The organism is Photorhabdus viridis, from assembly GCF_040256935.1.
Lineage (GTDB): Bacteria > Pseudomonadota > Gammaproteobacteria > Enterobacterales > Enterobacteriaceae > Photorhabdus > Photorhabdus viridis.
In genome coordinates this window covers 41,809-53,565 of sequence record NZ_JBEJZY010000025.1, presented here as the reverse complement: position 1 = coordinate 53,565, position 11,757 = coordinate 41,809, and the positions used below count along the sequence as shown (strand labels likewise).

General features: G+C 45.6%; 9 protein-coding genes and 1 tRNA gene. 6 read left to right on the top strand and 4 right to left on the bottom strand.

Features of this window, described 5'->3' with window-relative positions; all coding sequences use genetic code 11:
• Positions 1-62 precede the first annotated feature (62 nt).
• The 4 genes from glnL (at position 63) to gdhA (ending at position 4,762) form a co-directional block, all read left to right on the top strand.
• Positions 63-1,112 (top strand): nitrogen regulation protein NR(II), encoded by a 1,050-nt coding sequence (glnL, locus tag ABR397_RS12425; protein WP_350306013.1) that lies wholly within the window; start codon positions 63-65, stop codon positions 1,110-1,112.
• Positions 1,113-1,121: 9 nt separating this feature from the next.
• Positions 1,122-2,546 (top strand): nitrogen regulation protein NR(I), encoded by a 1,425-nt coding sequence (glnG, locus tag ABR397_RS12420; protein WP_350306012.1) that lies wholly within the window; start codon positions 1,122-1,124, stop codon positions 2,544-2,546.
• Positions 2,547-2,727: 181 nt separating this feature from the next.
• Complete coding sequence (gene uspA / locus ABR397_RS12415) at positions 2,728-3,159, top strand: universal stress protein UspA (RefSeq protein ID WP_350306011.1); 432 nt, start codon at positions 2,728-2,730, stop codon at positions 3,157-3,159.
• Positions 3,160-3,418: 259 nt separating this feature from the next.
• Complete coding sequence (gene gdhA, locus ABR397_RS12410; protein WP_350306010.1) at positions 3,419-4,762, top strand: NADP-specific glutamate dehydrogenase; 1,344 nt, start codon at positions 3,419-3,421, stop codon at positions 4,760-4,762.
• 35 nt (positions 4,763-4,797) lie between these two features.
• On the opposite strand, the gene rsmJ is transcribed toward gdhA, so the two are convergent.
• Both rsmJ and prlC read right to left on the bottom strand, forming a co-directional pair.
• The gene (rsmJ, locus tag ABR397_RS12405; RefSeq protein WP_350306009.1) at positions 4,798-5,541 is read right to left on the bottom strand and encodes a 16S rRNA (guanine(1516)-N(2))-methyltransferase RsmJ; all 744 of its coding nucleotides are present in this window, start codon (positions 5,539-5,541) and stop codon (positions 4,798-4,800) included.
• Positions 5,542-5,546: 5 nt separating this feature from the next.
• Positions 5,547-7,589, bottom strand: a complete 2,043-nt coding sequence (prlC, locus tag ABR397_RS12400) for an oligopeptidase A (protein WP_350306008.1) — start codon at positions 7,587-7,589, stop codon at positions 5,547-5,549.
• Positions 7,590-7,821: 232 nt separating this feature from the next.
• On the opposite strand from prlC, the gene ABR397_RS12395 reads away from it, so the two are divergent.
• Together ABR397_RS12395 and ABR397_RS12390 are read left to right on the top strand one after the other, a co-directional pair.
• Positions 7,822-7,916 (top strand) — tRNA-Sec (locus tag ABR397_RS12395).
• 162 nt (positions 7,917-8,078) lie between these two features.
• A complete protein-coding gene (locus ABR397_RS12390; RefSeq protein ID WP_350306007.1) occupies positions 8,079-9,263 on the top strand; it encodes a tyrosine-type recombinase/integrase in 1,185 nt (394 codons plus the stop codon).
• A gap of 101 nt (positions 9,264-9,364) precedes the next feature.
• Here ABR397_RS12390 and ABR397_RS12385 read toward each other — a convergent pair whose 3' ends face one another.
• Entirely contained in the window at positions 9,365-11,527 is a 2,163-nt protein-coding gene (locus ABR397_RS12385; protein WP_350306006.1) for a S8 family peptidase, read from the bottom strand.
• Positions 11,511-11,756 carry a hypothetical protein gene (locus tag ABR397_RS12380; protein ID WP_350306005.1) on the bottom strand — a complete coding sequence of 82 codons (246 nt, stop codon included), beginning with the start codon at positions 11,754-11,756 and terminating at the stop codon, positions 11,511-11,513. Before ABR397_RS12380 ends, ABR397_RS12385 begins: the two co-directional genes overlap by 17 nt.
• Position 11,757 lies beyond the last annotated feature (1 nt).

The window sequence follows — 11,757 nt, the reverse complement described above, 5'->3', positions numbered from 1 at the left end:
GGTTTTACGCTCGAATATGATACAGTGCACCAAAAAGGTGCGGGAGTATGGCGGGAGAGTGAATGAAAATGGAAAATCTACCCGATACCGGGCAAATATTAAACTCACTAATTAACAGCGTACTGGTGCTGGATACCGATCTTGTGATCCGCTATGCCAACCATGCAGCGCTGCAATTATTAGCTCAGAGTGCCCGTAAACTATTAGGTACACCTCTTCCGGTACTGTTCAGTTACTTTTCACTGGATACAAAGCTGATGCACGCCAGTTTAGTCAGCGGTCAGAGTTTTACTGACAACGAAGTGACGTTAGTGGTTAATAACCGCTCTCATATTATGTCGCTCAGCGCCCAACCCATTTCCGGGCAGTTCATTTTGCTGGAACTGGCGCCTATGGATAGTCAACGCCGGTTAAGCCAAGAGCAGGTACAACAAGCCCAGCAGATAGCGGCACGGGAATTGGTTCGGGGGCTGGCGCATGAAATCAAAAATCCCCTCGGCGGACTGAGGGGAGCCGCGCAATTACTTTCGAGAGCGCTGCCTGATCCTGCTTTGCAGGAATACACCCAAGTGATTATTGAACAGGCAGACCGGTTACGTCATCTGGTAGACAGGCTACTTGGCCCACAACACCCAGGCGAACAAATTAAACAAAGCATTCACTACGTTGCTGAACGGGTTTATCAATTAGTCTCGCTGGAAATGCCGGATAACGTCACACTGATAAAAGATTACGATCCGAGTCTGCCGGAACTGGCTCACTACCCGGATCAGATTGAGCAAGTGCTGCTGAACATCACCCGTAACGCCTTGCAAGCTCTGGGCGCACAGGGTGGTGCCATTACCCTGCGCACCCGAACCGCTTTCCAAATCACCCTGCACGGTAAGCGCTATCGCCTGGCTGCCAGAATAGATGTGGAAGACAACGGACCAGGGATCCCGCCACAGATTCAGGACACACTGTTTTACCCGATGGTCAGCGCTCATGAAGGCGGAACCGGTCTTGGCCTATCCATTGCCCGCAACTTGATAGATCAGCACTCAGGTAAAATAGAATTTACCAGTTGGCCTGGGCACACAGAATTTTCTATCTACTTACCGATCAAAAAATAGAGGGTAGCTATGGAACGAGGAAAAATCTGGATCGTTGATGATGACGACTCCATCCGCTGGGTACTTGAACGAGCACTAAATAGCGCGGGGATGGAATGCATCAGTTTCGCAGAGGCTGACAGTGTACTGACTGCACTGACCCAAAACACACCTGATGTCCTGATTTCTGATATCCGTATGCCGGGAATGAACGGCTTACACCTGCTGAATAATATTAAGCAGAGTCACCCGTTGCTGCCGGTCATTATTATGACAGCCCACTCTGATCTGGATGCCGCAGTCAGTGCCTATCAACAAGGCGCTTTTGATTACTTACCAAAACCCTTTGATATTGATGAAGCCGTCGCACTGCTGGAACGCGCACTTAGCCACTCCCGCGAACAGAATCAACCCGCGAGAAATCCGCAGGTCATGACACCAGTTTCTGACATGATAGGTGAAGCGCCTGCTATGCAAGATGTTTACCGCATTATCGGCCGCCTTTCCCGCTCTTCGATCAGTGTGTTGATTAATGGCGAATCCGGTACAGGGAAAGAGCTGGTGGCCCATGCTCTGCACCGCCACAGTCCAAGAGCCAATGAGCCATTTATTGCACTTAATATGGCAGCGATTCCCAAAGATCTCATTGAATCAGAGCTGTTTGGTCATGAGAAAGGGGCTTTTACTGGCGCCAATCAAATACGTCATGGACGATTTGAACAGGCCAATCGCGGTTCACTATTTCTTGATGAAATTGGCGACATGCCATTAGATATTCAGACCCGCCTGTTACGGGTATTGGCTGAAGGCCAGTTTTACCGGGTTGGCGGCTATGCCCCCGTGAAAGTGGATGTGAGGATTATTGCTGCAACCCACCAGGATCTTGAACGCCTGGTAGAAAAAAGCCAATTCCGTGAAGATCTGTATCATCGCCTGAATGTTATTCGTATGCAGTTACCTCCCTTGCGTGACAGAGTGGAAGATATCCCTCGTCTAACTCGCCATTTCCTGCAACAAACTGCCAAAGAGCTGGGCGTAGAAGCAAAAATTCTCCACCCTGACGCAGAAATTGCTTTAATGCGCTTATCCTGGCCGGGCAATGTTCGCCAGTTGGAAAACATCTGCCGCTGGCTGACTGTAATGGCGGCAAGTCAGGAAGTATTGGTCCAAGATTTGCCATCTGAATTATTTGAAACTCATCCCCCTGAAACCAGCATAACAACATTGGCAACAACAATACCGGAAAACTGGCCGCAGCTACTCGCTCACTGGGCAACAAATGCGTTGGAGAAAGGTCAACAGGATCTGCTATCTGAAGCCTTACCATTGCTGGAACGTACTTTACTTAACTGTGCGCTTAAACATACCCAAGGACATAAGCAGAATGCTGCACGGCTGTTGGGTTGGGGACGAAATACCATTACACGGAAACTAAAAGAATTGGGGTTGGAGTAAGGAGAGAGTAGCTTTTGATGGACATCCGGATTTTAAATGTCCAGCGAGTTTCGTTGTCCATTAAGTGGAAGGAATAGCGATTGTAGTATATGTTGTTTGGTGAATGTTCTAGTAATAAACACAGGATAGTGGCAATTTGCCCTGCCAACTCATTAATCGGCATTATGGAAGGAGTTCGCTTATGGCTTATAAACATATTCTTGTTGCTGTTGATTTATCTCCGGAAAGTCAGGTATTGGTACAAAAAGCCATTTCCACGGCAAAGCCGTACAGTGCCAAAGTTTCCCTGATCCATGTTGATGTTAACTATTCCGATCTCTATACCGGTTTGATTGATGTTAATCTCGGTGATATGCAGCAACGCATTACTGACGAGACGCGCAATGCGTTGAAAGATCTCTCCGCAGGTACGGATTATGACATTCAGGAAACCCTGAGCGGTAGCGGTGATCTGGCTCAGGTATTGGTTGATGCGATTAAGAAATATGACATAGATCTGGTTGTTTGTGGTCATCATCAGGATTTTTGGAGCAAACTGATGTCCTCCGCACGTCAGCTAATTAACACTATTCATGTTGATATGCTGATTGTTCCTCTGCGTGACGATGAATAGCCATGAACTGAAAACTTATTCGATAAAAACGCCTGCTTATGCAGGTGTTTTTTTTGATGAAATGAGGTGTTATTTGGTTTATGCCCGATGCAATCAAGAAATTTTTTTTACCTTTCTGCAAAAAAACTTCTTGAAAGATGAATATAGAACAGTGATATATTCAAAGGGCAAACACAACTTACCTCACATTTTCGACAAAAATAATAATTAGGAAATTGCTGAGGAGACATTACAACCAAAGTAGAAATAAGGAATAACTATGAGCTGTTTACTATCTTTGTCTTCATTTCTTGGATCGATTCAACTCAGGGATGAATATCAACCAGAATATCTTCAGGCTGTTCGGGAAGTATTCACCTCTCTTTGGCCGTTCCTTGAACAAAACCCGAAATACCGTGAACAAAGCTTGCTGGAGCGTATGGTAGAGCCGGAAAGGGTTATCCAGTTTCGAGTTTGCTGGGTAGATGATCAAGGTAAAGTTCAGGTAAACCGTGCATGGCGGGTGCAGTTCAACTCAGCTATTGGTCCGTATAAAGGTGGTATGCGTTTTCATCCATCGGTGAATCTCTCTATTCTGAAATTCCTTGGCTTTGAACAAACTTTGAAAAATGCGCTGACAACTTTACCGATGGGTGGAGGTAAAGGGGGCTCAGATTTTGATCCCAAAGGAAAAAGTCAGGGTGAAGTGATGCGTTTCTGTCAGGCGTTAATGACAGAATTGTACCGCCATCTGGGGCCCGATACCGACGTTCCTGCGGGGGATATTGGTGTGGGTGGCCGTGAAGTGGCTTTTATGTCAGGGATGATGAAAAAGCTCTCTAATAACACTGCTTGTGTATTTACTGGCAAAGGTCTCTCTTTCGGCGGCAGTTTGATTCGCCCGGAAGCAACCGGTTATGGTCTGGTTTATTTCACCAATGCCATGCTGAAACGCCATGATATGAGCTTTGATGGTATGCGGGTATCGGTTTCTGGTGCCGGTAACGTTGCACAATATACTATTGAGAAATGCATGGCGCTGGGGGCGAAAGTAGTTACCGCTTCTGATTCCGGCGGCACCGTGGTTGATGAAGAAGGTTTCACGCTGGAGAAACTGGCTCATCTTGAAGAGATTAAAAACCAGCACTATGGTCGAGTGGAAGAATATGCCAAAAAGCGGGGGCTGACTTTCCTGAAAGGGTTACAACCTTGGTCTGTGCCAGTTGATATCGCTTTACCATGCGCTACTCAGAACGAGTTGGATTTGGATGCGGCTAAGGTCCTTATCAAGAATGGCGTTAAAGCCGTAGCTGAAGGCGCGAATATGCCAGCAACCATTTCAGCGACTGAAGCCTTTATTGAAGCAGGCGTGCTATTCGCCCCAGGTAAAGCAGCCAACGCGGGCGGCGTGGCAACATCTGGTTTGGAAATGGCGCAAAACGCAGCACGTTTAGGCTGGAAGGCTGAGAAAGTGGATGCACGTTTGCATCACATCATGCTGGATATTCATCACGCCTGTGTTGAGTATGGTGGTGAGAGCAAACAGACCAATTATGTTCAGGGTGCGAATATTGCCGGATTTGTAAAAGTTGCTGACGCTATGCTCTCTCAGGGGATCCTGTAAATTAACGTGATCAGCCGCAATATGCGGCTGATGTTTTAACAAGGATAGATATCAAAACGGTGGTTTTTTGTGGTGATAGCTGCTGATGCTGCTATTCCAGCTAAGGGTTCTGCATAATCAGGTCGCTTTACCACGACACGGCGTTTTGCCAGAGCTCGTGCAGGGGATAGCAAATTATCAGCATCTTCATCGGCACCAACCAAAGATTGAAACACCCGCATCTCTTTCTTCACCAGTGCGCTTTTCTGCTTATGTGGATACATAGGATCAAGATAAACGACATCAGGCTGCGGTGTAATATCGGTCAGCGCTGTAATGCTGGAGGCATGGAGCAATGTCATGCGTTCTCTCAACCAGCTGCCGATTTCTTCATTCTGATAACCACGTTGAAGCCCATCATCCAGCAATGCCGCGACCACAGGATGGCGTTCCAGCATTCTTACATGACAACCCAGTGATGCTAGTACAAAGGCATCACGTCCCAGACCAGCAGTCGCATCCACGATGGTTGGCAGATAATCTTTTTTGATTCCTACGGCTTTAGCAACTGCTTCACCTCGTCCGCCGCCAAAGCGGCGGCGATGTGCCATTGTGCCTGATACAAAATCCACATAGATGCCGCCCAGTTTGGGCTCATCCCTTTTGCGGAGTTCGAGGTGTTGAGGTGTAAGAACCAATGCCATGACAGCGCTTTCGTCATGTGCCAGTTGCCAACGTTCCGCCAGTTGAGATAAGGCGCTGCTATCAGCGCCTTGTTCACAGATTAAACAGATACCCACCTTGATTATCCCTTGATACCAGAACTACGCAGCATTGCATCCAGTTTAGGTTCACGGCCACGGAAACGTTTGAACAGTTCCATTGGATCTTCTGAACCACCACGGGACAGAAGATTATCAAGGAAAGATTGCCCGGTTTCGCGGTTGAAAATCCCTTCTTCTTCAAAGCGTGAGAAGGCATCAGCTGCCAGCACTTCAGCCCACAGATAGCTGTAATAACCTGCGGCATAACCACCGGAGAAGATATGACTGAATGAGTGAGGGAAACGGGCCCATTTAGGTGAAGGTACTACGGAAACCAATTTTTTCACTTTCTTCAGGGTTTGCATGATTTGAGCGCCTTTCGCTGGATCATACTCAACATGCAGGCGGAAATCGAACTGACCAAACTCAAGCTGACGCAGCATAGCCATTGCAGCTTGATAGTTTTTCGCTGCTAAAAGATTATCCAGCAGAGATTGCGGCAGAGGCTCTTTAGTTTCATAGTGACCAGAAATAAATGCCAGTGCTTCTGGTTTCCAGCACCAATTTTCCATGAACTGGCTTGGCATCTCAACCGCATCCCATGGCACGCCATTAGTACCGGAAACAGCAGCAGTTTCAATTTGGGTCAGCATCAAGTGCAGACAGTGACCAAACTCGTGGAACAGCGTGTTTACTTCACTGTGGGTGAACAAGGCTGGTTTACCACCAACAGGTTTGTTGAAGTTGCAGTTCAGATAAGCGACTGGCTTTTGCAGTTCGCCATTGGAATGGCGCATCTTGCTGATACATTCATCCATCCAGGCGCCGCCGCGTTTATGTTCGCGCGCATAGAGATCCATATAGAAACTGCCGTGCAGCTCATTTTTGTCATCATATAGATCGAAGAAACGAACATCTGGGTGCCAGGTTTCTACATCATGGCGTTCTTTGGCTGTAATGCCATAGATACGGCGAACAACTTCAAATAACCCTTCAACAGCCCGTTGTTCAGGGAAATAAGGACGTAACTGCTCGTCATTAATAGAAAACTTATGCTGTTTTTGTTTTTCAGCATAATAAGACATATCCCAAGCTTCCAGCTCGTAGGCGCAATGATGCCGTTTCGCAAAACATTTTAACTCATCTACTTCTTCTTCACCTTGTGGATGAGCGCGTTTTGTCAAATCATTCAGAAAATCCAAAACTTCCTTAGGCGTTTTTGCCATTTTGGTTGCAAGAGATTGTTCAGCATAATTTTTGAAGCCAAGCAATTGGGCCTGCTCATGACGTAATGCAAGGAGTTCAGCCATCACTTCGCTGTTATCCCATTTACCGGCATTTGGGCCTTGATCAGAAGCACGAGTTTGATAAGCGTGATAAATTTCCCGACGCAATTCACGGTCTTCTGCATAGGTAATAACCGGCTGATAACTTGGCGCTTCCAACGTCAGCAGCCAGCCTTTTTTTCCTCTCGCTTCTGCCTGAGCTTTAGCTGCGGCAATCGCACTTTCAGGCAGACCAGACAGATCTTCCACATCAGTAATTAACTTGGTCCAGCCCATAGTGGCATCAAGCACATTATTGCTGAATTGAGAACTTAAATCTGACAAACGCGCACTGATCTCGCCATAACGTTTCTGTTTCGCCTCAGGCAGACCGATACCTGACAGTTTAAAATCGCGCAGTGAATTTTCGACAGCTTTGCGTTGAGGTTGAGAGAGTTTCTCAAACTCAGCACTCTCATGTAATGACTTATACGCTTGATACAGGCCCTTATGTTGACCTAACCAGGTACTGAATTCAGACAGTAATGGCAAACTCTCTTCGTAGACTGCACGCAGCTCCGGACTGTTTTTAACCGAATTCAGATGATTGACTGGCGACCATGCACGTGACTGTTTATCATTTGCCTCAGCCAGTGGCTGACACAGATTATCCCAGGTAAAAACGGTATGCTCGGCTAGGATTTTTTCGACAATTTGGCGGTAATTTGCAATGACTTCTTTTACAGCAGGAACAACATGTTCTGGTTTAATAGAAGAAAATTTTGGTAAACCTGATGGAACAAGTAACGGATTAGTCATATAGGGTCCTGTTTGTGTTTGGGATACATGGTTGAACGAGCCGTGTATCGTAATGGATATCGGCTAATAAGATGTAGGTAAAATTCGGCAAACTCAACGCGAATATCGAGTTTTTTAACAACAAAATTTAATACTTTTTAGGAAATTGATGAATTGTTTCCACGGATCGATTCAGAAGCCTTACAGCACGCGCTATAATCGGCATGTTTTCATAATTCTTTCGTATTGATATGGAAGATCATCGTCCCCGGTGGGGCGGCTGGACTTCAAATCCAGATGAGGCCGCCAGCGGTCTCTGGCAGGTTCGACTCCTGTGATCTTCCGCCAATTAGCCTCTTCTGAACTCCACTGTCTCAAGTAAATCCCCTATAATACCCGCAATTAAAGCTGATTATGTTCTCCCGAGGTCTACTGTCTCTACCAGAATCAAGTGCATTCTGGGGGCATAATGGGGGGCATGATTTATAGCCCCATTTTGAGATGCCCCCAATGAAGCTAACAGTCAGACAAATTGATACAGCCAAACCCAAAGAGAAGCCGTATAAGCTATCTGATGGTGGAGGCCTCTACCTTGAAGTAACTACCAACGGCTCACGTTACTGGCGTTTAAAGTATCGCTACGCAGGTAAAGAAAAGCGTCTTGCTTTCGGCGTTTATCCCGAGGTTTCTCTCGCTCAAGCACGCGAAAAGCGTGATGCTGCGAAAAAGCTGCTGTCTGCTGGAAGCGATCCCGGTGAAGTAAAGAAAGCAGAGAAAATTGCCCAAAAGCTTAACTATGAAAATACCTTCGAAGCTATTGCCCGTGAATGGCATCAGTTGAGAGCGGATCGTTGGTCATTACGCTATCGCGATGAAATTATTGATACCTTTGAAAAGGATATTTTCCCCTACATCGGTAAGCGCCCTATAGCTGAAATTAAGCCCATGGAATTGCTGGAAACCCTTCGTCGTATGGAAAAGCGTGGTGCATTAGAAAAAATGCGCAAAGTCAGACAGCGCTGCGGTGAAGTATTCCGTCATGCGATTGTGACCGGACGCGCTGAATACAATCCAGCACCCGATCTCGCCACAGCCCTCGCAACACCAAAGAAAACACATTTTCCATTCCTGACTGCCGAAGAACTCCCTCACTTTCTTAGGGATCTTGCCAGTTACACCGATAGCGTTATTACCAAGACTGCGACTCAAATCATCATGCTTACAGGGGTACGAACTCAGGAATTACGTTTTGCCCGCTGGGCGGATATCAATTTTGAAAAGCGGCTTTGGGAGATCCCTGCTGAAGTGATGAAGATGAAACGACCACACATCGTTCCGATGTCGGAACAGGTTGTCGCACTTTTTGAGACACTAAAGCCTATTACGGGGCTATACCCCCTGGTATTCGTCGGGCGCAATGATCGTACGAAGCCGATCTCAAAGGAAAGTGTTAATCAGGTGATAGAGCTATTGGGATATAAAGGAAGGCTGACGGGGCATGGTTTCCGCCACACGATGAGTACTATCCTTCATGAAAAAGGCTTTAACTCAGCATGGATAGAAACGCAGCTTGCGCATGTGGATAAGAATGCGATACGTGGGACTTACAACCATGCTCAGTATTTGGAGGGGCGGAGAGAAATGATGCAGAAGTATGCAGATTATGTAGAAAGTTTAGTCTCTCGAGGTGTGTGAAAATTCAGCAGTATAAAGATTCTCAACCCCTATTAGCATTCTTATAATAGAGATTGAGAATCTTTTTTTTCCACCTAGCTTAAAAGCTAAATACTTTATATTTAACTTACCCGAACCCTGGAACGCTCCTGCTCACGAATTCGTGCCTCAATTTCGGCATAAAGATTAGCTTCAGCGTTTTCTCTGTCCGTTGCAGTAACAACTAATGCATAAGGTTCATGTTGGCTATTAAGTGGGGTGCCCCACTCACGATCATTTCTAGTTACAACCACAAACCACTTTTCATCTGGAGACCTTTGCTTAAAAGTCCAACTAGAGGATTGTACTGTACCATGATCACGTTGTTGTGCAGTAATAGAACGATTGTTTACCGCATCGTCATTCCTAGAATCAGTACCATCTTGTATATCATGATTAAAGTATTGCTGAACATCTTGCAACGAAGAACCTTTAACAAGCCTGTAAGATATTTGTGTTGCTGTATAATCTAATCGCGTTGTCCTGACTACTGGTGAATACGCTAAAGTAATGTGCAGTTCTCTTACTGCTCGCTGAGTTCTTAAAAAAGATGTAGGTAATGGAAGCTCAAAGAATTGATGAGTGTCATCAGAGATTTGCTCTTCACACATCATAACAACTACTTCCTCGGACGAGCGATATAAACCATCTTCCTCAACAACTCCATATCCAACGACATCTCGAATAACACTACGATTTCGGGTTGAAGGTTCAGATTTATAATTTTCTGTAACCTCTTCTGAGAATGTATTCTCCATCTGAGGTGTCAGCGCAGCGTGATTGACAAGCATAGCTCGCAACATATTAGCAGACATATCTGGATATTCATTGAGTAAACGTGCAGCGAGGTGCGTGATATAAGGTGCAGAAAAACTAGTTCCACTTTGTTCAGAGAAAAGTGTACTTCCTTGGAATTGATGGTGGCAGCTTAGCACACCAAGTCCTCTGGCATGTTGTCGCCATTGACCTCCAGCATTACGCATAGGTGCCGCAAAGTTTCCACCGTGCGCAACTATTTCTGGTTTAAATGCACCTTTCACAGAAGGTCCATGCCGCGTGAATGGCGAAGGTTGATATTCACCAGCAGGGCTTAAATGGCTAATTTCATCAGCACGACGTTGAGCGTCAAGTGTTGCATTATGCCTTGCATAACTTCCTGCCGTTAGAACATTGAGTGCGGGCGCTGGATCAATAATAACTGAGCTATCGTGGATTAAATAGCTGGGATACTCTGCCCGCCAACTTTCTGCTGGAACATCAGGGTCGCTGCTACCATTAAAATTACCTGCGGAAACTACGAAAAGAATATTGTGACGCCTCGCCAGCACATCAAGCACATAAGCAATACCTCGGATGTGCTTTCCATCGTAAGGCGCATTTGCATTGCCAAGTGATAAGTTAAAAATACGACATCCTAGACCAACGAAATATTCTACTGCTTCGGTCAAAGTTGTTTCAATCGTAGCAGTATCAAATTCCCCTTGGGCATTAAGAATTTTGCCATTATATAACCACATTGACGGTTGCCAGAAATTACTAGCATCGCAAGCCTCAACATCACCATATAGGGCAATACCTGCAACAGCAGTACCATGTCCAAAATGGTCAGATTCATCTTCATTTTCCACGAAGCAGGCACTCTCAGCTATTGCACTACGCAATAATGAATGTGCGGTATTAATTCCACTATCAAGGATGCAAACTTTTACGGCATTAGGTAATGGAGATGGGATATATTCGGGGATAAAATTGATATCTTTGTTCAGTTTCTCATACGAGATTCCACTGACAGGAAGACGGTCCACCATTCGAACATCACGGTGCTCAAGCAGTTTTTCAGCTTGCTCTAAATTTACTCTTACCCGGTACATCAGCAAACTATCAAGATTAATTCTATCCAAGCGATGAATCATATTTTCACGGAGCCAGTTTTCAAATTCTCCGCAGATCCGATCTCGAGAAGGATGGTGTGTCGTTTCTACCGGCCATAGCTCAACATCTAGACCGAAGGAATCTGAATCAGGAAACCCATACTGTTTCACTGACCAGCTTTTGCGATCCTCATTAGTCCAAACATCAACGCTATCCAATGCGGTTAAAATTTGCTGGTAGGTTATATGAGCGTGACCAAGCTGTGAAAGGTGTTCCTCAAAAAGAGCGATTCCTCGTTCATCAGCAAAGGCAATACATATTGTTTTATCTTCTTGACTGACGAACTCTATTCCATGCCTATACCATATGAGCAATATCTAACATCCCGGTATACTGTAACTTCAGCATATACCAACCATCATTATCCTTTCCTGGAATTTGTGGATTAGCTAATTGTGTAATACTTCGTAATTGCTCAGACAAAATGCGTCCATGTAAGCGCAAGTCAGCACGCTGTGTTCTCGGAATTTTGAACTGGCGTGTGCGTCTAGGGTTCTGAAGAGATTCTTTAGCAATACTAAGATGTTGATATTGTTCCGTCATT